This is a genomic window from Sphingobacteriaceae bacterium GW460-11-11-14-LB5 (assembly GCA_002151545.1).
Lineage (GTDB): Bacteria > Bacteroidota > Bacteroidia > Sphingobacteriales > Sphingobacteriaceae > Pedobacter.
Genome location: CP021237.1, coordinates 4,719,157 through 4,742,117 on the forward strand (window position 1 = coordinate 4,719,157; position 22,961 = coordinate 4,742,117).

Here is a 22,961-nt window from a genome sequence, read left to right on the forward strand (position 1 = left end):
GCAATTTATTAATTCAGCGTAAACCTTAAACTAAACCCGAAATTACTGAACGAAGTATTAAAAGTTTGCGAAGTATAAGGCTTTGTAATATTCGAATCGTAAAACAATTTGATGTTAAACTTCTGATTCAACACATAATCTACACTTGGCCTTAAGGTAATGTTCTTTGCTCCTGAAGAAACTTCGGCTTCGGTCACATCTGCGCGGTAAATAACGGTTTTATTATCGCGGATAGCTACATCCAGTTTGAAATCCATGTTGTTATCCATTTTCAGGCTTTTAAACCATCCAAACGGGAAGCGGAATTTATTGGTACGGTAGCCCAATCCCAACACCATATTGTTTTCTGATAACTGCGCCAGCTGACTGTTAGATAAACTCAATCCCAATAAACGTGAACGGTTTAATTCGAAAGAAGCCGTCAGGTTATTTTTAAACCTGGTATCCACACCAACCAAAGGAGAAAAATATTCTGAAATGGTTACCTGAGCAAACTGGTATTCAGGTAAAAAGTTATTATTTACATCTCTGCTGCTAACCGCACCATTGGTTTCCTGATAGCGCAATAAGGAGTTGAAGCCATTAATATTGTAGGAAGAGCGATATCCATGTCTGATATCGACAGATGAAAACTTATCAGCGATAAAAGGAATACGGGTTAAGCCGCTATAAGTTAAACTCCAGTTTGGCAGTGGGATTTTAGGAAAGGCATTCATTTTTGTCTTGCCGGCATCTTTACCCGAATAGGCAGCCATAAAAGCAGAAATAATTACATCCTGGCTTTCTTTGCTGTAACCATCGGCAAAACCACCGTTTACGCCGCCAGAATTTGGATTTTGAGCACCCAATCTTCTGGATATAATCATCCTATTGGCCATAAACTGATTAAACAAGCCCGAGACTACCGTCGAGTTATTTTCTTTAAATGCTGTACCTAAAGCAATGTATGATACGCTATAATCGCCGGTAGTAATGGCACTTAAATTTTCGAACGATGATACACTGGCTACATACCTGAAATTGGTCGAAAAGTTTCTTGTCTGCGCTTTATTGGCCTTTAGTGTAATCCGTAAATCTTTAAACGGCTCTACCTGTCCGGTAAGTTGAAAATCTTCTCTGAGCGTGTTTACATACAGCTGATTCTGCAAGGTATCGGTGGTTAGCCATCCATTGTTTAAGGCCATATCGCGAATATCGCGCTGACTTCCGAAAGCAAAACCTAAACCCGGTGCTCCTGTTGCATTATCGATACCAAAATACTTTGTGGTTGGCAGATAACCTGGCAAGAAAATACCTTTGGTTTGCACAAAGCTGGCATTAACATTTTTTACACTCGTTAACAGGTTAATAAAAAATTTCTTAGCGCCACTCCCCTCCTGATCGTTGCCTGCACTTCTGATAAAACCAAACTTATTGTATAAAGTAGTTAGGTTTAAAGTTGGATTGATCTGTACCGTTCTGCTGTTCTGTACGGTATTACCCAAATTAATATTCGGATCGCGCAAGGTAGAAAGCGGCTCGGTTTGCCAGTTAAAGTTGGTACCATAACGGGTTTTTACGGTAATCCAGTTTAGCCCTGGTATTTTATCAATTGGCAGGTTATAAGTAACGTTTAAATTGTGGTTATAATCGGTGGTGCGTCCTAAACGTTTTAAATTCTGCCAGACGGTATCGCGTTTTAAACCGTCTAATCTTCCATCCGGTTCATCGATGATCGAATAATTTGTGGCATTAAAATCTAACTGTAACGAACGGGTAAGGTTCCATGCGATACCATAAATCCGGCTCATGGTAAAGTTTTTGTTAAAGGTGGTACCATAACCGCTCTGGTAAACCCCAATGGTATTATTCGGATCGTTATTCCGTAAGGTATTTTCTGAATACAAACGGTCTACATCAATCCTGAAGTTAATGGCACTCGGGAAAATACTGAAGTTAAAATCCTTCAATAAAGCCAGCATATTCGACTTTATAATTTTTTCGAACGGCGCTATCGTTTTGGCTTCTTTAGAATAACTGTATTGTAACGATGCCCTGTAGGTATTCTGAATGCTACTCTGGTTAATAAAATCGCGATGATTGTATTGGGTATAAGCATAACTTGCTGCAAAATTCTCAATATCCCAAAGGCGGACAGGTTTGCTGTTATTGGTCCGTTCTTTTCTAACGTTGGTAAAGTTGATACCTCTTCTAACGGTATAATCCTGTGCAAAGTTTAAAATCGAATCTTTTTGTTCTTTTGTCGATTGCGCTAAAGCATTTTTAAGCTCGATATCTGGCGTTCTAGGATTATACTGTGGAGTAGAAACCTGTTTAGAATAACTCACAAACATTGGGATTTTCACACCCGACTTTTGCGGCAGGAACTTACCTAATTCCATGGCAGAAGAAACATCAAGCAATACATTATCGGCCCGGTTACGCTCGCTCACTTTCGAATCGATAGAACCAAAACCAATGGTCGATTTACTTCCGGAAATATTTACATCTGCAAAATCGGCCAGTTTTAAATTCAATCTTCCTGTAGCTGCCCAGCCGCCTTTTTCATCAAATTCGGTTAACCTCAACTCGTTAAACCAAACCAGTGCATTTTTATCCAGTCCGTCATCATTCTGCTCATCGTTAGCAGCACGGAGCGGGTTTTTAATCCCCACCATATACACCCTAACCTTGCTCATATCAGGCTGCCCTTTAACGACAATAGTCCGCGCTCCATCAGTATAGGTAAATGGAACATTTGTTGGCCAGGGCTGTCCGTTAGCTTGTTTAGCTACATTACGGGCCAGCTTAGCATTCTGGAAAAGCGTTAAATCAATATCCATTCTGTTGGCTTCCGGCCAAATGGCATCAGGATCGCTTGTACCCGGATTGGTCACCTTTAACGGGATTACATATTCGTAATAATTATCCTGGTTATCAGTTCCGATTCTTAAGAATGCAGAAACATCATTATCATTTAAAATTTGATTGTTAACGGCCTCGGCGTGGATAAACATTTCTAAATGTTTATAAGATCTGAAATCGCTGTAGGCTGTTTTAAATGCCGCCCTGCCATAACCATCTCTTAACGATTTTACAATAACCGATAACGATTGCTCATTTAAACGCGTATCGCCACGATAATTGCTATAGTCACGCTCGCGAAGAATACCCGGAGGGGTAACGTACGGAATCGGTGAACGTTTTCCATTTTCTTCGATGTTTACTGTCGAGACTTCAATGGTAGAATTATCAGGGGTAAGTGCTGGCAATGATGGATCGACGATTACCTGTGCAGCTTCATTCGCAGCATTGTATTCTCTCCACTCTCCACGGATCAGCTGCAACTTTGCAAAACGCATCACGGCAGTATCAGCGAAATTGGTCATAAACATCCTGAAGAAACGGATGGATTTAAAATCCTGGATACCGCCTACTCTGTCCTGATACTGACCAATTGGGATTCTGAACTGATACCATGAAACGGCCTGTGTATTTCCATTGGCCAGTTTTACCTGTGATGTTACTTTATCGGTAATAAAATTCTGACCCACATTTAAATCACCCGGACGCATCGAAACTTTATACTGAAAATACTCATCACTTTGCGTCATGTTATTATCGCGGTTGATGTCTTCCCCGTCGGGTAAAGAAGTAGAGGCAGAGTTTTCAAGTCCTAATTCTTCCTGCGACTGCTGCGAAGTTTTAGAGTTTCCTTCCGTTCCGTTATATTTTTCGTAACGTTTAAGAATACCTGCATTAATCTGATCTAAGGCCGGACCTCTGAAATAGGCATAATTATCTGATGAAGGATCGGCATCGAGTGCGGCAGAAGCGGTGGCATTTAACTGCGATTTAATTTGTGTAATTGCCGCAGCAAATTTTACCTTTTCGTCTGCATCCGCTAGTCCATCCAAACCGACGTCCTGTGCACGACGCGAATTGGCATTGTTATCAAAAGCCTGTACTACAGGTTGCAATTTGGGAACACGTCCCCATGCAGTTTCCTCGTATTTACTTGGATCGTTTGTTGCTGGCAAACCATTTTCTAACGATTTTCTACCATCTTTCAGAATATCTTCCGAAATATTACCCAGATTGAAATACATATCACCACCTGCGGAATTCGGTTTATAAATAAAGGGGTCCATTACCCAAAACTCAATAAAGCCCACATTTAAGGCTTCAAAATCGTTGGTTTCGATTTTTCGCTGGAAACCTCCCCAGTTATTTTTAGGTTGCAATAATGTTCCGTCTGGCCTGAAATCAGTCGGGCGGAAGTTATACGGTCCCCTAACGGTTGGATAATAAGCCACATCGAAAGTGGTAATATTTAAGGCTTGTCCGGTTGCTGTTTCTTTAAACGGGAAAACTTCCTGTTCAATCACCTCTCTTACGTAGTGATTAGAAAGTTCAGCCCGGTTGTTCCTGATATTGGCTGGAGTAGTAGATGCTGCTGAGTTATAAAAAGTAGGATCGATGTTATAAAATGCGATCCTTGCCCGGTTGTAGCCATAGGTTAAATCGTTAGATTTATCATGCTCGGCGAAAAGCTGGGGAGTGCCCGATAACTGCCATGCAATGGCACTTTTTAAATCGATTACTGATCTGGATGCCTCGAAATCATCTAAATAACTTACCCCATTTTTACTGCCTGCAAAATTTAATGCTCTCGGATGTCCGGGAATCAATTGTGCAAACTCTCCATAAAACGTCACACTCGAAGGTGCCTTCGTAGAAAGGAAAGGGAGTTTATCAACCAATTTGGTTAAAAACCTTGATGGCGAACTGTAGTTAATATCTGCTCCCCAAATGGTATTCGAAATGGGTTCCTCGCCGATGTTTACCTTTTGTGTTAAAGGTTTCTCGGTTAAGTTCATGATGGTACCACCCAGGTTTAGCTTGTTGTTAACCCGGTAATCTAAACGGGTTCCAAAAAGCGAGCGCTGCTGCAGACCAAAAAGTTCATTGTTTTCTGTAGTTATCCGAATCGGCTGGCCAGATACCAACAGTGCCTGGTTGATAATGCTCACCCGGCCACCTTGATAATCAACCGTAAAATCTATGCCTTCAGTTAATGGCATGGTTCCTGCAAAAACCTTTACTGATCCTTCGGGAACATTTATGGCGTTCAAACTAAATTCAGAAGAAATATCTGATTGGTAATTTACCTTAATGATATATCGGTTCTGGTTTTGAAATAACTGTTTGGCGATAGTTTGGGTCGAATCGTAAAGCGCTGTAAAAGTATATTTATTAATCAATGCCTGTTCACTAGGCAAAAATCTGGCAGCTAAATCTTTACCAAAAGGTTCAATTACCGGAAAGATAATCCTGCCGTTTGCCGGGTCGATGGTGATATAACCCGAATTGGTATTGGTTACCAACGAGGTTTGCCCGTTGCTGCCTACCCCAAACATGCTGGCCTGATTGGCATTGCTCGCGGTAGAGTACGAACCAAAGGCATTATTTGCGGCCACAAAATCGAAAATCCCATCGGGTTTACGTTCATTTTGCTGGTTTAAGCGATCGAATTCGGTTAAGGCAATCCACTGTTTATTCGCCGTATTTTGTCCTTCGGTCATTACCGGATTATCCACACCGGTTTCATTATCAATGCGGTAAATATCGAGTTTGAAATTTTGACTGCTGATCTGATATCCCCCAATTGAGTAGATATTTTTCATCATCAAATCCCAGGTAGGAAGTTTGATTTTGGTCGTTTCATTCTTTAGCAATTTAGCATAAAGCACTTTCGGATTGGCCGCATCAAAAGAAACATCGGTAGAAAATTCACCCACCTGGTATTCTACCCCATTATAAGTATAGCGGTAAGCAACAGCTAAAACCTCATCGGAATTTAAAGGGTTGTTTAGTGATAAATAACCCAGTTGCGGCTGAAAAGTAAACTCCCGTTCGTTTAATTTTCGGGCGTAAATGAGTTTGGCAAAGTTATCGGTATTGCTGCTATTGGCAGGCGTTGTCTGGAAGAAAGAGAGTACGGCATTAGAATTGGTTTGCCTTATCGCGCCACCCTGATAAGCATTTAATTGCGCAATTAAATTATTCGATTGTTGCGAAAAACCCGTTGCGGTCGTTCCCGCTGGCAAACCTGAAGTACCACCCGTAAGCAAAGAAGTATTAAAAGGCGCATTTTCGCCCAAATCCATCAAACCCAATACATCTCGCGAATCAGTAGTATTACCGGCCTTATTGGTAATCCAAACCTCAATTTTAGTAATCTGTATTGGCGAAGTGATAATGGGTGCGTTAGCCAGATTTTTGTTGTAGTTGTTCCTGAAATATTGTGACAGGAAATAGTGTTTATTCGCCTCGTAGCTATCGATATTTACGGTAGTCGTATTTTGCTGCGCCCCGTTGGTAATCTTAATTTCCCTAGATTCGGATTTTTGCTGGGTGTAAACACTTGTTACGTTTAAGCGCCCGAATTTCAGTTGTGTTTTAATCCCGAAAAGGGCCTGTGTTCCGGTAATTAAAGAGGTATTTAAAGGCAAGCTTACGTTACCCGCTTCAATTTTTTGGATAATATCATCTGGTCCGCCGGTATAATCGAGTTTGATCTGGTTTTCGAAATCAAATTGGGCCTCGGTATTGTAATTGCTTTTGATTTTTAATTTGGTTCCGATGTTACCCACCAGATCCATTTGTATCCTCTGGTTAAAATCGAAATTGGTCTGTACCCTTTGTCGTTCGTTAAAAAGCGGGTTTTCATTTTTATTTACCCGGCCTAAAAAGGTGAGCTCGGCTTCTCCGCGAGGCTGTATATCGATGGTTGTTCCACCGAATAATTTTTCGAAAGCTTTGCTGTTTACCTGAATCTGGGGAATGATACCTGTACTTCTGTAATCACTTACCTCTGCATTTGAAATACTCCGCCAGTTACTGCGTTTTATCTCACTGTTAACCAATCGCTGGTATTCGTCGATCGTTAAATATTGTGTATTTAAAACAAATTTTTCACCAATTAATTCCTTTACCACATAACGTTTATTCTTGGCATCGTATTCTACCACACGCTTTAAATTACTGGGCGCAGGAGAAAATGGATTAACGGCCGGGCTAAGGCCTAAACGTTCCTTTTCGCGTAAACCAAAATTATTTTTTGGAGTAATGGTATCCGTTTTGCTTGGAACAACTTGGGAGAAAGCGTTTTGAGAAGCAATTAAAAAAAGAGGGATGAGAAACAGAAATGTAGATATTCTCTTCAAAGGCAGTAGATCTATAAAGTTTTTAAAGCTTGTTTAATTAGTTGCTCTACCGAAAGTGTTCCCTCTGTCACTTTTAAAATCTGGTCTATAGTTTTTTCGGCGGTTTGTTTGGCGAATCCGAGCATTACCAATGCTGATAACGCTTCATCTTTAACAGTATTGTGTTGAGGCATAGAAATTAATGAGTCTGCCCCTTCTTTTTTTAGTTTATCCTGGAGTTCTAAAACCAGGCGTTGTGCCGTTTTAGCTCCTAAGCCCTTAATCCGTTGAATTAGGGGTAAATCTGCTTTAACAATCGCGGTCTGGATTTCTATAGGTGTAATCGATGATAAAATCATTCTACCTGTATTTGGTCCAATTCCCGATACCGATATTAAGTGTAAAAATAAACGGCGTTCGCCTTCATCAGCGAAGCCGTATAATGTATGTGCATCTTCTTTTACATGCAGCCAGGTGTATAGTTTACACCTTTCTGCATCGCCCAAAGCGCTGTATGTATTTAAAGAAATGTTTATATGATAGCCTATACCTCCGGCTTCAACCACAACATATGCCGGGTTTTTGAATGTCAATTTACCATCAATATAGGCGTACATGTAATTCTACTTTTTAGTTGTTTTTCCAAATATACCTTTTCGTTTCGATGTTGCAATTTCTTCTTTTGCTTGCACATCTACAACAGCAATGGTAACCATATTGACGATTTCACGTACAGAACTACCTAATTGAACAATATGAACAGGTTTATTCAGTCCAAGCAGGATCGGACCAACCGCTTCGGCGCCGCCTAACTCTTGTAACAATTTGTATGCAATGTTTCCTGATTCGAGATTTGGGAACACTAAAGTGTTAGCTGGAGCATCTGCCAGGGTACTAAATGGGAAATTATCTTTTAAAAGTTCGTTGTTGATGGCAAAGTTTCCCTGCATCTCTCCATCTACAATTACCTCAGGATGATTTTTATGCAAAAGTTTAACCGTTTCCCTTACTTTATTTGGTGTTACCCCATCATTTGAACCAAAGTTTGAATAAGATAATAAAGCAATGCGTGGTTTGATGTTAAACTGCTTAACAGATTTATCAAGCAATAAAGTAATATCTACCAGCTCTTCTGCTGTTGGATCTACGTTTACTGTGGTATCTCCGAAGAAAACAGGACCTTTTTTGGTCATCATCATGTACATACCCGCAACACGTTTCACACTTGGATCAACACCAATTACGTGTAAAGCAGGCTTAATGGTCGATCCATAATTTTTGGTCAGACCCGAAATCATGGCATCGGCTTCGCCAAACTCAACCATCGATGCACCATAATAGTTACGGTCTCTCAATAATTTAGTGGCATCAGTTAGAGAAACCCCTTTACGCTGACGTTTTTGATAAAGCGCCTCGGCATATTGTTTGGTTTTATCAGGATTCTGCATCTGATCAATGATCTCTACACCTTCTAACTCCAAACCGTGCTCATCAATAATCGCCTGTATTTTATCTTTATTTCCTAAAAGGATTGGAATGGCGATATTCTCGTCGTTAACAATCTGCGCTGCCTTTAAAATTTTGTAATTATCAGCTTCAGCAAATACAACTCTTTTTGGATCTGTTTTAGCTTTGGTGGTAATGGCACGCATAATGGCGTCATCCAAACCTAAACGTTTTCTTAGTTCTTCGCTATAGGCATCCCAATCGGTAATAATTTTACGGGCCACGCCGCTTTCAATGGCTGCTTTGGCTACCGCGATAGAAACCTCTGTAATTAACCTAAAATCGACAGGTTTTGGAATAATATATTCTTTACCGAATTTAAGGTTACGGGCATTGTAAGCTAAGTTTACAGCCTCTGGAACCGATTTTTTAGCTAATTCCGCGATGGCTTTAACGGCAGCGATTTTCATCGGCTCGTTAATACCTGTTGCTCGAACATCAAGCGCACCACGGAAAATATAAGGGAAACCTAAAACGTTATTTACCTGGTTCGGATAATCAGAACGGCCTGTAGCCATAATAATATCTTTACGGGTTTTAATCGCCAGTTCGTAGGCAATCTCGGGATTAGGATTGGCCATTGCAAAAACGATTGGGTTTTTGGCCATCGAAGTTAACATTTCTGCGGTAACACAATCGGCTGATGAAAGACCGATAAACACATCAGAATCTTTCATGGCTTCGGCCAAAGTGCTGATTTTTCTATCTGTAGCAAATTCAGCTTTAATCTCATCAAGTACTTCACGGTCTTTACGGATCACACCAGAACGGTCACACATGATGATGTTCTCTTTTTTAGCGCCCAAAGAAACATAAAGTTTGGTACAAGAAATTGCAGCGGCACCAGCACCATTAACTACAATTTTAATCTTATCCATTTTTTTCTTGAAGATTTCGCAGGCGTTCAACAATGCTGCAGCTGAAATAATCGCTGTACCATGCTGATCATCATGCATGACCGGAATGTTCATTTCTTCCTTTAAGCGACGCTCAATTTCGAAACATTCTGGTGCTTTAATATCTTCTAAGTTAACACCACCAAATGTTGGCTCTAAAGCCTTCACGATTTTCACAAAATCGTCAACATTTTTGGTATCTAACTCTAAATCGAATACATCAATATCAGCAAAGATCTTGAAAAGCAAACCTTTTCCTTCCATTACTGGTTTTCCGGCTTCCGGACCGATATCGCCTAAACCTAAAACGGCTGTACCGTTACTGATTACCGCAACCAGGTTGCCCTTTGCGGTATATTTATAAACATCTTCTTTATTTTCTGCAATCTTCAAACACGGCTCTGCAACGCCAGGGGAATACGCTAAAGTTAAATCTCTTTGCGATGTTGTAGGTTTTGTGGGTACTACTTGTATCTTTCCTGGACGGCCTTGCGAGTGGTAATCAAGCGCATCTTGCTTTCTAGTGGTCTTACTCATTACGTAACTTATTAGTGACGGGGGCAAAGGTACAATTCTTTTTATGAGGCATAAAATAAAAAGCCCTTCAAAAAAGTTAAATAAGACGCGACATTAAGCTGCCTGTTGCAGCAATGGATTAAACCAGGTTTATGATACCATTTCAAATTACCTGATCAAGAAATAAGCACAATTGTTTCGGTTCCGTATTAGCCCCTGCTAATTTTCAGAATCATACCAACTTGCAAACCGGCTTTGGATAAACGGTTATCTCTTCTGATACTCTGAACGGTTGCTCCATCAAATTTCTCGGCAATTTCAGACAAGGTATCGCCTGTTTTAACTTTGTAACTCAAAAAAGACGATGGTGCTTTTAATGGTGTACGGTTTTTAGCATAGATTTTTAATCTTTGTCCAGGCACCAGGGTTTTGCTTTTTAAACCATTCCAAACCCTTAAATCCTGCACCTCTACACCATATTTATCGGCAACAGTTGTCAAACTTTGTCCGGAGGTAACTTTATGGTAAACTACAGCGGTTGTAGCGATACTTTTTGTTTTTTTCTTTCTTAAATCTCTTACATCATCAGTACTGGCGGCCACCACTTTCATGTTCACCTCCACTTCCTGATTATTTAACACATCGTAAATACCGGCGTAATCGATGTCCCTTAACTTGGGCATCACAATACGCTTGGGCTCATCATCTGTGCCGTTTACAATCTTTTTCTTGTACGATGGATTTAAGGCCATAATGGCTGCTTCATCAACATTTAACACCTTTGCGAGTGTAGATAGCGAAACGAAGCGAGTCGTTTGAACCGTATCGGTTTTTAAAAACATGCTCGAAGCTTGCGCGGTAATCTGATGTTTGCCCGAATAATTCATTACATAAACCGCAGCAATAAATGCCGGCACATAATTTCTGGTTTCTTTAGGTAAAAACTGTCTGATTACCCAAAAATCCCTCGAGCCAGCTTTATCAATTGCCCGGTTAACATTACCCTTTCCGCAGTTATAGGCGGCAATGGCCAACAGCCAATCGCCAAGCTCTTCAAAAGCATCTCTAAAATAGGCTGCCGCTGCATAACTCGCCTGGATCGGATCTTTGCGTTCGTCGACAAAGTTATCCATCTTCAGGCCATAAGCCTTACCCGTGCCGAACATAAACTGCCAGATCCCTGTTGCCCCAACTCTCGAAATGGCATGCGGATTCATCTGTGATTCGACGATGGTTAAATATTTTATTTCCTGTGGAATGTTATAATCTTTTAAGGCTTTATCAAAAATAGGGAAGTAATAACTCGACAAGCCAATCATTTTCCCGAACATATCTTTACGCTTGGCATAAATATCGATATACTGCTGAACGTACTCGTTGTAAGGAAGCGGTACCGTTTTCGCAATAGAATCGAGCCTGAGTTTATAGATAAAATTCTGGCCCATGTTTAACGGGTTTTCTGAAACTAGCGGTACAGCTACCGTATCGGTATTGATAAAGATGTTATTGTGAATCTTCGGAAGACTATCCAGTTTGAGTGTTTGTTGCGCGGAAGAGGAAGAAATGTATCCTAAGCATGCACAAATTGAAGCAAAAAGTAATTTTTTAATCATGGGCTATTGGTTCAAATTTTCATTAACCGTGGCTGGTGTCCCCACAAACCTTTGTACAAATCCTTTCTTCTTTCCATAGGGAACTAAAATAAGAACCTGCGAACCTTCCAAACAATGCCTGGAAAACAGCTAATGAAATGCCATTGCCATACTTAACGATAATGCTTTTTTGCATTAAATTGCTTCGTACTTCGCAATGACGATAAAACTATGATAAAAATGCCTGAGAAAAAGCCAGAAGCTTATCTTCCTCAAAATGTTTGGCTGTAAATTGTATACTTAACGGTAAACCTTCTGTATTATTGCCTATTGGCAAGGCAATAGCCGGATTTCCGCTTAAAGAAGGTAATACGGTAAAAATATCGGCCATGTACATCACAATTGCGTCTTGAACATTATCGCCGATTTTAAAAGCGGCTGTTGGTGCCACAGGAGAAAGAATTAAATCATAATCCTGGAACAAAACATCCATTTTTTCTCTGATTAACCGGCGAACCTGCTGTGCTTTTTGATAATAAGCATCGTAATAGCCTGCACTTAAAACAAAAGTACCTAAAAGGATGCGGCGTTTTACTTCTTCACCAAAACCTTCGGCGCGGGATAATTTATAAAGTTCGTTCAGCGATTTCGCTTCCAGGTTACGATGTCCGTAATGAACGCCATCATAACGCGAAAGATTTGAAGAGGCTTCGGCTGTGGTTAAGATATAATAAGCCGGAACCAGATAATCCAGCAAATCAAAAGAAACATACTCAACTGTATGTCCATCTGCTTTGAGCTGCTCGATTGATCTTAAAATAGCTGATTTGATTTCGGAATCGAGGGCTTCGCTCTCAATCGTTTCCTTTAATACTGCTATTTTTTGTTTTTTATGCTCGTTTAAATGAGCAGGATAATCGGGTACTGCAACGGGAGAAACGGTAGAATCGTAATCATCTTCGCCAGCTAAAACCTGCAAAAGCAAAGCAGCATCTTCTACTGAAGAGGTGATTGGTCCAACCTGATCGAAAGAGGAAGCGTAAGCAATAACACCATACCTTGAGATACGCCCATAAGTAGGCTTAAGTCCGATTTGCCCGCAAAATGCTGCTGGCTGTCTTACCGAACCACCGGTATCAGTTCCTAGCGCAGACAAACACATATCGGCCTGAACCGCTACAGCTGATCCACCTGAAGACCCACCCGGAACAAGGTCGGGATTTGCCGCATTTTTAGCAACTCCATAGTATGAAGTTTCATTTGAGCCGCCCATAGCAAACTCATCACAGTTTAAACGACCAATAATAATGGCATCTTCCTGTAACAATCGTTGCACAACTGTAGAAGAATATGGAGATACAAAGCCTTCGAGCATTTTTGACGATGCAGTAACGATATGGTCTTTGTAACAGATATTATCTTTAATACCAATAACCATCCCTGCAAGTTTACCTTGCTTACCTTCTTCTATTTTTTGCTGTATCGCTTTTGCCTGAACTTCAGCCGACAAAAAAAACACCTCATTAAATGCATTGAGGTGTTCATTATTTTCAATTTGCTTAAAATAATAAGCTAATAAATCGGGTAAAGTTAATTGCTTTTGCGAAATGAGTGCTTGAATCTCTTTAAGAGAGCTGTATTTCTTCAAAACTAAAAATTATTGCAATTAAACGGTTTTATCACGGTTTGACGGATCTACTTGTTCTCCATCAACACCATCTTTACCATCTTTAAATTCTTTAACACCTTTACCTAAACCTCTCATCAGTTCAGGAATTTTTTTACCACCAAATAATAACAATACCACTACCGCAATAATGATAATTTCTGGCGTTCCAAGCATTGCTGCTATTGTTGTATTTAACATAACTTTTTGTTTAAACTTTTTCTTTGTCAGTTATAATTTTTTCGTCAACAGGCGTGCTGGCTTCTGTATGGGTTGCACTTGCCTCTGCCTTTTCATCAACAGAAGGTTCTTCTGTTGGATGATGGCGCTGACTATGGTTTACCGCTGTTTCTTCTGCTTCTTCTTTATCTAAATCCATGGCATTGATATTCCTATGGATTTCACGCTTCACACCATCAGAGGCATCTTTGAATTCTCTGATCCCTTTCCCTAGTCCCCTTGCAAGTTCAGGTAATTTTTTACCCCCGAACAATAATAGAACGACCACTAAAATGAGTACGATCTCTGATCCACCCATGTTTAAAAACTCTAATAACGTGCCTTGATACATCACTAATATAATTTATACAAATATAGACATTTTAACTTGTCTTAAGTTTATTTACTAATCCAGGCTTCTGGATTTAAAGCTGCCTGCCCTCTTCTGATCTGAAACTTCAGTACAGCATCATCGCCAGTGTTGGCTACAACCCCAATGGTTTGTTTGGTATCAACAGAATTACCTACGCTCACACTTACCGATTTTAGGTTTTGATATACCGTAAAGTACTCGCCATGGTTGATCAAAACTACTGTTCTACCCATCATTACCTGAACAGCCGCAACCTTACCTGCAAATACCGCTCTTACGGCCGCCCCGTCTGTTGTGGTAATATCTACACCATCATTGGTATAACTGGCCTGATCGATCTTATGCATACCAAACCTTTCGGTTATTGTTCCTGTAGCTACCGGCCAAGGTAACCTTCCCCTGTTATTTTCAAAACCTGCCGATAACCTGGCTGCCTCTGGTGTTGCAGTAAGCAATTCTCCTGTCGATTTTGCTTTAGCCGTTGGTGTAGCTGGTGCTGTAGGTACAGGTTTATTTTCAGCCTTGGCTTTTGCCGCCGCTATCCGTGCTTCTTCAGCTGCTTTCCTTCTGGCCTCTTCAGCTGCCTTCCTTCTGGCTTCTTCAATTGCCCGCTGAATGGCTGCGCTAATGGCCCTGTCTATCTGTGCCTGCTGTTTTTTACGGCTGGTAATATCTTGCTTAAACTGCCTTTCATCTTTACTCAGCTTGTTTAATTCTACTGACTGTTTATTTTTATCTTTACTTAAACGTTCACGCTCTCTTTCCTGTTCCTTCAACAGGTCACTTTTTTCCCTAAGTGTTTTATCCAGCACTTTAATTTTACCATTCAGGTCTTGCTGCGTATTTTCAATGTAACCAGCCTGTTTTTTACGGTATTGACTAAACTGCTGTAAATACTTTATTCTTTTGTAGGCCTGGTTAAAATCCTTCGCCGCAAAAATGAACATCATTTTATCGTACGAATTTCTGTTGCGCTGGGCAAAACGGATCATGCCGGCATATTCTTTTTTAAGATCGCCTAACTGACCTTGCAACGTATGTACGGTATTTGTGTTCTGAGAGATTTGGTTATCCAGATTTTTTATTTCAGAGTTGATGGTACCGATTTTATCCTGGCGCAACCTAATCTGGGCATTTATCGTATTAATCTGCTGTATAGTAAGCTTTTTACCACTGGCAGTTTTATTCAAATTCTTTTGAAGCTGTTCGATTTCGCGTTGTATAGCTTCTTTTTTCCTTCTGAGCTGACTTTCAGTTTGTGCAACCGCCGAAAGGGTTAACACGCTTAAAAAAAGGATAAATAGGAGTTTTTGTAGCTTCATTAAGCCAAAAGTATAAAAATTTTGTAGTAAAAAATATTAAAATCGAGATACTAAAGTCATAATTGCTTATTACAGAACTGTCTTCACTCAATCTTCATGCACAACAAAGATTGCCAGAGCCGCTATACCTATACAGTATCTACCCCTGGCAAATCAATTAGCTAAAATAAGTAATGAGTTCTATTTTACTTTACAACAGCAAATCTCTTTGGTACACTAAACGGAAAATCGACCGGAACATTGCCATCAATTTTTACAAATTGTAAGTCGATGTTTATTTTCTTTGCTTTAGATAGTGTTTTGATTTGCAATGCACTAGGAAATAGTGATTCGTTTAATTTTTGATAATCGGTATAGGTTACTTTTAAAGCCTGACCGTTTTTAGCGTCATTTAAATTGGTTTCTGACACTTTGAAAAGCGTGTTAAAAAGCAATTTGTAATCTAATTCTGATTTGCTTCCCGAGACTACCCAAACACCATTTTCTTGTTTAACATCAGATTCTGCCGTTAAAAACTCGCCCATGGCATTGCCCGTTAAAATGGCTTGTAGGGTATTAAAATTAACCTGTTTATTGGTGAAATTGTAAATGTAACTAAATGGTTTTTTTAGGTATTCGCTTTTCATCCGGTTCATGATCTTGATGCTATCAGGCGTAATCAAGGCCCTTGCCACCTCTGCCATTCCACCTAAGGCCGTAATGCTCACCCAAATGGTTTCCTTGTCTTTCATCTTGAAATTCATGGTTACATCATTTGCATCGCCGGCAATATCTAAAGTTGCCTTTGCTTTTAAAGAAAGGGTATTAAATTTAAGTTGTTTGCTATTTAATAAGGTTAGGGCTTCTGCTTTCGAATTATCAGTTTTGGTTTCTGTTTTAGTAGGGGGAGCCACTACAATTTCTTTTTTAGGTTTACATGCCGAAACAAAAATTACAGCTCCTAACAGGAATGCGCTATTTAAAATACTTCTTTTCATTTATCTTTTTAATTAATACTTCTGAACCGTTTCCAGCCTCTTTTGCTTTTTGCCATTGGATTAATGCTGCATCCTTTTCACCTTTCATAAAAAGTATATCGCCATATCGCTCCAAGTAAACACCATTTTTACTGCTATTGTTTTGCAAAGCCTTTTCGATCCACGTTTTCGCCAGATCGTATTTTTGCTGTTTAAACAGAATAAAGGCATAGGTATCTACAATTGAGGGATTATTAGGCATTGCATTAGCCGCTGTTTCTGCATATTTCGCTGCCTTGGTTAGGTCGTCATTTCTTAACGCCAAATAGTAAGCATAATTATTCATGATGAGATAATTATCGGGCTCGGTTGAAATGGCTTTTTCGAAAGCGGTTTTAGCCAGGGCGAAATTATTCTGGTTGATGTAGATATCACCCTGTAGTGCATAAATCTGTGCCTGAAGGCTTTTATTCTCCACATCTAACTGTAGTGAAGTTTTTAAATTGCTTTGGGCAGGCTCGTATTTGCCTGTTTTAAACAAGGCATAAGCCATATAATAGTACAAGCTGGCCTGATTGGGATAAATACTTAAAGCTTCATCGCCTACCTTTATGGCTTCCTCATAGTGCCCCAGGAGTGTTTGGATATTAATGACCTGCTCCCAAACGACATAAACCTGTTCGTTAAGTTTTAAAGCAGCCTGGTATTGAGTTAATGCCTCTTTTAAATTGTTCTGCTGATAAAGTACGTCGCCATAAAGTGCCAATGCTTTTGCTTCAGCCGGATTTTTTTCAGCCACCAGTTTACTCAGTTCGGTTACATTTTTAGCAACGATGGGCTGATTAAGTTTCGGAAAAAGTGCCGCAATAATCTTCACCTTTTCTGTAAGTGGCATTTCATTGCTTTCGAAAGCTAATTTTAAGGAAGAAAATGCAGCTTCATCATTTTTTTGCCTGCGGTAAATATCGGCCAAAGCCAGGTTCACCTCAAAATTATGGGGTTCAAGCTGTTGTGCTTTGGTTAATACCTTTAACGCTTCCGGATCATTTCCTTTCTGCAAAAGTAAACCTGCAGCATACAGGTAGTTCTTTACATCAGCCTGATTGCCTTCCAGTAATTTAACAATATCACTTTCAGAGGCATTCCCATTCGATTGCAGACGTTTTTTGGCATTCACCAGATCTCTCGATTCGCCAAATTTAGCCTGGATCTCCTCATAGGTTTTTTTTGCGGCATCGAGCTGATTGGCTAAAAACTGCGCATTGGCTTTATCAAAATAATAAGCATCATTTTCGGGATCTAGGCGAATCAACTGATTAAACACCTCAATGAGCTCGGGCATTTTATTGGTGCGTTTATATACCTCACCAAGTAAGCGCCAGTACCATAAGTTACCTGCATTTAATTTAATTGCCTGTTTTATATTTTGTTCCGCTTCTGAAAGTTTATCTAAACGCAGGTTTGCATTGGCGAGCTCGAAATAGGCCGCATGGTTATTTGGATCCAGGCCGACAATTTTATTGAAATTGGTGGAGGCCACAACATAATTTTCAGACATTTTCTCCCGCAGGCCCGCGAAAAACAATTGTTTTACCATATTGCTATCGCGATTGTTGCTTGGCGTAACCACTCCCTGCCCAAAAGCCTGGAAGCCCATTAACGTCGCTCCTACAAGAAAATGTACTTTGTATTTCATGTTATTTTATCCATCCAAAAATTAACTCCTGACTAAAGACTTCTGACTCAGGACTGCGAACTATTTCCCCGTATGTCCGTAACCACCTTCTCCACGTGCAGTTTCCCCTAATTGTTCAACAGTTTGCCAGCTAATGGTTTCGTGTTTTGCCACAACCATTTGTGCAATTCTATCGCCATTAACGATTTTAAAATCTGTATCTGATAAATTTACCAATAAAACTTTTATTTCGCCACGGTAATCGGCATCAATTGTACCAGGCGCATTTACAATGCTAATGCCATGTTTATAGGCCAAGCCACTTCTGGGCCTGATCTGTGCTTCGTAGCCAACCGGTAATTCAATAAACAAACCTGTTGGCACCAGTAATCTTTGCAAAGGTTTCAGTATTATTTCTTCCGCTATTGCCGCCCTCAGGTCCATGCCAGCTGCATGTGCAGTTTCGTATTGTGGCAGTGGGTGTTCGGATGTATTGATAATTTTTATTTCCATTTTTATTAGAGTTGAGATTGGAGATATGAGATTTTAGGTAAAATCAGAAGCCTTAAACCCTTTAGCCGTCTACCTCTTCAATATTTTCATTAAATCATTCTTTTCGAAATAAGCAATGCCTGCAACAAAAACAATTAACATGGCATTACCAATATAGATGTTTCTGTTGAATACAAAAAACGAAGAGAATACCAATATGATGGAAATGATTAAGTAGGCTAAAATCTTTTTCAGGTTGTAGGGAATTGGGTAATATTTCTGTCCGAGGATATAAGAAATAATCATCATTGTTCCATAAGTAGCCATCGAAACCCAGGCCGAACCCATATAGCTAAACTTTGGAATCAATATCATATTGAATACAATGGTAATAAAGGCCCCAATTAAAGAAATGTACAATCCAAACCTCGTTTGATCAGATAATCGGTACCAGATCGACAGGTTCATATAAATGCCTAAACACACATATCCCACCAGTAAATAGGGCACTGCGGGTAAACCGACCCAATATTCGGCCAGGTGTTTTGCATCGCGACTGATAAAGTATTTCAGGATTTCGATATTGGCAGTGAGTGCCACAAAAAGAATGGAAAGTGCAATTACAAAATACTCTAGAATTTTTGCATAAGTAACCTTTGCGTTTTCATTTTTAGCATAGCTGAAGAAAAATGGCTCAGCACCCAGTCTAAAAGCCATATTGAAAATACTTAGGAATATAGCCAATTTACAAACAGCGCCATAAATACCTACTTCTGCTTCGGTCGTGTATTTATCCAAAAGTATTTTGTCCAGATTTTCATTGACAATGAAAGATAAATTTGCGATCAAAACAGGCCAGCTGTAAGAAAGCATTTTTTTAAACAGATAGCGGTCAAATTTAAACTGAACCTTTAAAAATTCTGGCACTAAAAGCAAAAAGGTAAGCGCACTGGCAACCAGATTGGCAATAAACACATATCCAACCCATTTATCGCGGAACCAGTTTTGAAAAAAGGATGCGCCAGGTAAATCGTGTTTAATAATCAGTGGTATGCCATAAATAAAAAACAGACTTAAAAGTACATAACTTAAGATATTCACAAATTTAATGATACTATACCTGAAAGGTTTTCCATCAGCCCTGATCCTGGCAAAAGGGATTACACAAATGGCATCTGAAAACAAGAGCCAAAGAAAATACTGCACATATCTTTTTTGATCCTGATAGTGTGACATGTTACTATTTAACAACCATTTGGTTATCGGTTCGGTAAAAACAAGACCCGTAATTAAAAAGAGTGTTGAGATAAAAGCAACGATCAGAAAAGAATTGTTGTAAACCTGCTGTTTTTTGTCTTCGTGTTTATTGAGGTATCTGAAAAAAGTAGTTTCCATTCCAAAGGCCAGTATGGCATTGATCATAGAGGCATAAGCATACATTTTGGTAAAAACACCTAATGCACTTGCACCGTAACTTCGGGTAAATATTGGTGTTAATATGAAATTGAGTAATCGGGAGGCAATGGTGCTGATACCATAAACCATTGTTTGCCCAAGAAACTTTTTATATACAGACATTTACGATTGAGATTTGAGTACTGCGTATTGAGATAAGCTCCTGAGCGGAACAATATAGCAATCCAACAATTCAGCAATTTATTTCCTTAAGATTTCAAAATTACGATAGTTTTTTACTTCACCATCGCTTACCGTCACATTTTCTACACGCGAACGGTCGGGTCCTTCGTGGCACCAGTTTACAAATTCTTCCAGAAAAATATCTTCCCCTTCTGCTTCGATGTAAACCGATCCATCTTTTTCGTTCCTCACAAAACCCTGTACCATCATTTGGTTGGCAATAATTTTTGTAGTTTCCCTAAAGCCAACGCCCTGCACTTTACCTGTTATCGTTATATTGAGGTGTTTCACCCCTAAATCCCCTGAAGGGGACTTTACATCTTTTTCGGTCATGTTAAACTTTTAATACTGCAAAGTTAGTAAAGCAATTGTGTATCCCTATGTTTATAAGTCCAATTCGTTTTGTAAACGGTTAAATCTTTGTATTTCGGACCTAAAACCCAACCATATTTCTTCAAGGATTTCTTTTGCAGGTTTAATTTCACTCAGCATCGCTGAAACCTGACCGATTTCGAGTTCTCCGTTTTCCATATCGCCCTCAAACATACCGGCTTTTGCCCTTGCTCTGCCCAAAAGCTCCATTAAGCGGTTTCGATCTGCGCCTTCAGCTTCTGCCACCGATACCGCATCAGCAAATTCATTTTTTAGCAAGCGCACCGGAACCAGTTTTTTCATGGCCAGCTTAGTATCGCCTTCAGCAGCCGCAATAATTTTATCTTTAAACGCCGGATGGGCAGATGATTCTTCTGCAACAGCAAAGGCCGAACCGATCTGAACGGCATCGGCACCTAATGCAAATGCAGCCAGCATAGCCTTTCCACTCCCGATACCACCAGCAGCGATAACCGGAATTTTAACGGCCTCTTTTATCATCGGGATTAAACACATGGTAGTGGTTTCTTCCCTCCCGTTGTGCCCACCCGCTTCAAAGCCTTCGGCAACAATGGCATCAACGCCAGCTTCCTGCGCTTTTATGGCAAATTTTGTATTCGCAATTACATGAGCAACAGTAATACCTTTTTCTTTTAAAAAACTGGTCCATGTGGCAGGATTACCGGCAGAAGAAAATACAATTTTTACTTTCTCTTCGATTACTACATCTATAATTCCCTGTATATTGGGGTAGAGCAATGGAATGTTAACACCAAAGGGTTTATCGGTAGCTAGCTTGCACTTCTGGATATGCGTTCTTAAAACATCAGGATACATGGAACCCGCTCCAATAATACCAAGTCCTCCTGCATTCGAAACTGCCGATGCCAATCTCCAGCCACTACACCAAACCATTCCGGCCTGAATAATAGGGTATTTAATATTGAAAAGTTTACAGATTGGATTCATATATTCTAAATTAGCCTTTCTACCTGATCATTTTCAATCTTAAAATCGGCAGACAGCTGGATTAAATTCAATCCAGGCTTTTTACCAACTTCTATTGTTCCGATTTGTTGCTCGAGCGCTAAAAATTCGGCCCCGTTTATCGTTGCCCAACGCAAAAGTTTTTCAAAAGTTACCTGCTTGTGTTGCTGCAAGGTGATCATTTCTGACAGGATATTAAGCTGGTGATTACTCGCCAAACTATCTGTACCCAAGGTAATCCTTACATTTTCTTCAATTAAAAGGTCAACATCGGGCAAAACATTTTCGATATATAAGTTAGCTTGCGGGCAAAGGCACCAGTACAGATTATTATTGTTTTCCTTTGCAAAGGCGATATCAGCTTTACTCGAAGTAGTATTGTGCACCAACAAAGTCTTCTGCTCTTTAATATAGGGCAGCCAGGTTTGTAACGATGTTTTTATTGTGGGTTCGAAGAAAGAAATATCGAGCCCTAAAAATTGGTATAGGTCTAAAAATCCACCCGATTTATTTTCGAAAAAGGCATTTTCATCTTTGGTTTCCTGATTGTGAACACTTATAAAGGTCTTATCTTTTTCGGCTTCCTCTTTTATTAACCGGAACAATTCAGGAGATACTGAATAAGGAGCATGTGGTACAATTGAGGTGGGCAAAGCACCAAATGCATGCTTAATCCCCTTTGCATAATCCATTATTGCATCGGCCCGTTCGGGATTAAAGCCCATGGCTTCGATAAAAGTATGGTAGTATATTTTGCTGTGCGCTTTTACTTCTTTTGACGAAATTTGATTGGAAATATCGCCAACGGCTACAATCCCGTTTTCGAACATTTTCTGGTCAGCAGCATACATCGCTGCTTTAATTTCTTCTGCATCGCCCTGTCTGCTTTTAATAATGCTTTGCACAAATTCTACGAGGCCCGTTTGTTCTGGAATTTGCCCCAACATATGCGAGAGTTCTAAATGGCAATGGGTATTGATAAAACCCGGAACAATTGCGCCTTTATACCTGAGGATATCCAGATTAAGATCTCCGGCCTCTTCTTCGGTTAATACTTCTTCAATTTTGCCAACTTCATTTACGGCTACCACACCGTTTTTAATCGGCGGGGATGATACAGGAAATATCCAATCGGCTGAAAAGTATTTTAACATATCGCAAATTAGCGGAATAACCGGGGCAAATAAAAATATTTTTCTACGCCTGGCCTATTTTGATGATGAAATGATTTTTGATTTACTTTCTAAAGAAATTAGAAAAAGGGGAAAGAAAAAGAGCCTCCTATCGGAATCGAACCAATGACCTACTGATTACAAGTCAGTTGCTCTACCAGCTGAGCTAAGGAGGCTTTTAATCGGGCTGCAATGATAGAAAAAAATCTTCTTTTTTAAAAATTGAAAGTTATTTTTTTGAATTTCTTTTTTGAGTATCCCGAAATCTATCTTTTAGTAGTCATCACCCTGTCCCGAAGCTTCGGGATCAGGAGCTATTTTGCTGAAAAGATGCTGAAACAAGTTCAGCATGACAATAAGTGGAGTATGGAGTTTAGTTTTAGGTATGTTTA

General features: G+C 39.8%; 15 protein-coding genes and 1 tRNA gene. All 16 read right to left on the reverse strand.

The genetic code is table 11. The features are described 5' to 3' along the window. Positions 1-8: 8 nt before the first annotated feature. On the reverse strand, positions 9-7,208 hold the full coding sequence (locus CA265_18990; protein ARS41629.1) for a cell surface protein SprA: 7,200 nt from the start codon (positions 7,206-7,208) through the stop codon (positions 9-11). Between the two features lie 11 nt (positions 7,209-7,219). Continuing rightward, on the reverse strand, positions 7,220-7,804 hold the full coding sequence (locus tag CA265_18995) for a Holliday junction branch migration protein RuvA (GenBank protein ID ARS41630.1): 585 nt from the start codon (positions 7,802-7,804) through the stop codon (positions 7,220-7,222). Between the two features lie 6 nt (positions 7,805-7,810). Further along, positions 7,811-10,126, reverse strand: coding sequence for an NADP-dependent malic enzyme (locus CA265_19000; protein ARS41631.1), 2,316 nt, complete (start codon positions 10,124-10,126; stop codon positions 7,811-7,813). Between the two features lie 188 nt (positions 10,127-10,314). Then, positions 10,315-11,718 (reverse strand): lytic transglycosylase, encoded by a 1,404-nt coding sequence (locus CA265_19005; protein ID ARS41632.1) that lies wholly within the window; start codon positions 11,716-11,718, stop codon positions 10,315-10,317. A gap of 208 nt (positions 11,719-11,926) precedes the next feature. Then, on the reverse strand, positions 11,927-13,345 hold the full coding sequence (gatA, locus tag CA265_19010; protein ARS41633.1) for an aspartyl/glutamyl-tRNA amidotransferase subunit A: 1,419 nt from the start codon (positions 13,343-13,345) through the stop codon (positions 11,927-11,929). Between the two features lie 18 nt (positions 13,346-13,363). After that, positions 13,364-13,540, reverse strand: coding sequence for a twin-arginine translocase TatA/TatE family subunit (locus CA265_19015; protein ID ARS43058.1), 177 nt, complete (start codon positions 13,538-13,540; stop codon positions 13,364-13,366). A gap of 34 nt (positions 13,541-13,574) precedes the next feature. Further along, positions 13,575-13,934, reverse strand: a complete 360-nt coding sequence (locus CA265_19020; GenBank protein ARS41634.1) for a twin-arginine translocase TatA/TatE family subunit — start codon at positions 13,932-13,934, stop codon at positions 13,575-13,577. A gap of 47 nt (positions 13,935-13,981) precedes the next feature. Further along, on the reverse strand, positions 13,982-15,277 hold the full coding sequence (locus CA265_19025; GenBank protein ARS41635.1) for a peptidase M23: 1,296 nt from the start codon (positions 15,275-15,277) through the stop codon (positions 13,982-13,984). 185 nt (positions 15,278-15,462) lie between these two features. Continuing rightward, on the reverse strand, positions 15,463-16,254 hold the full coding sequence (locus CA265_19030; GenBank protein ID ARS41636.1) for a hypothetical protein: 792 nt from the start codon (positions 16,252-16,254) through the stop codon (positions 15,463-15,465). Further along, positions 16,232-17,929 (reverse strand): hypothetical protein, encoded by a 1,698-nt coding sequence (locus tag CA265_19035; GenBank protein ARS41637.1) that lies wholly within the window; start codon positions 17,927-17,929, stop codon positions 16,232-16,234. The genes CA265_19030 and CA265_19035 overlap by 23 nt, the downstream gene beginning before the upstream one ends. Before the next feature lie 60 nt (positions 17,930-17,989). Next, a complete protein-coding gene (locus tag CA265_19040) occupies positions 17,990-18,421 on the reverse strand; it encodes a deoxyuridine 5'-triphosphate nucleotidohydrolase (protein ARS41638.1) in 432 nt (143 codons plus the stop codon). A 69-nt stretch (positions 18,422-18,490) separates the two neighbouring features. Continuing rightward, entirely contained in the window at positions 18,491-19,978 is a 1,488-nt protein-coding gene (locus CA265_19045; protein ARS41639.1) for a polysaccharide biosynthesis protein, read from the reverse strand. Between the two features lie 78 nt (positions 19,979-20,056). Then, positions 20,057-20,329 (reverse strand): acylphosphatase, encoded by a 273-nt coding sequence (locus tag CA265_19050; protein ID ARS43059.1) that lies wholly within the window; start codon positions 20,327-20,329, stop codon positions 20,057-20,059. Between the two features lie 93 nt (positions 20,330-20,422). After that, entirely contained in the window at positions 20,423-21,379 is a 957-nt protein-coding gene (locus CA265_19055) for a nitronate monooxygenase (protein ARS41640.1), read from the reverse strand. 5 nt (positions 21,380-21,384) lie between these two features. Beyond that, positions 21,385-22,551, reverse strand: coding sequence for an amidohydrolase (locus CA265_19060; protein ARS41641.1), 1,167 nt, complete (start codon positions 22,549-22,551; stop codon positions 21,385-21,387). A gap of 121 nt (positions 22,552-22,672) precedes the next feature. After that, positions 22,673-22,745 (reverse strand) — tRNA-Thr (locus CA265_19065). Positions 22,746-22,961: the final 216 nt, after the last annotated feature.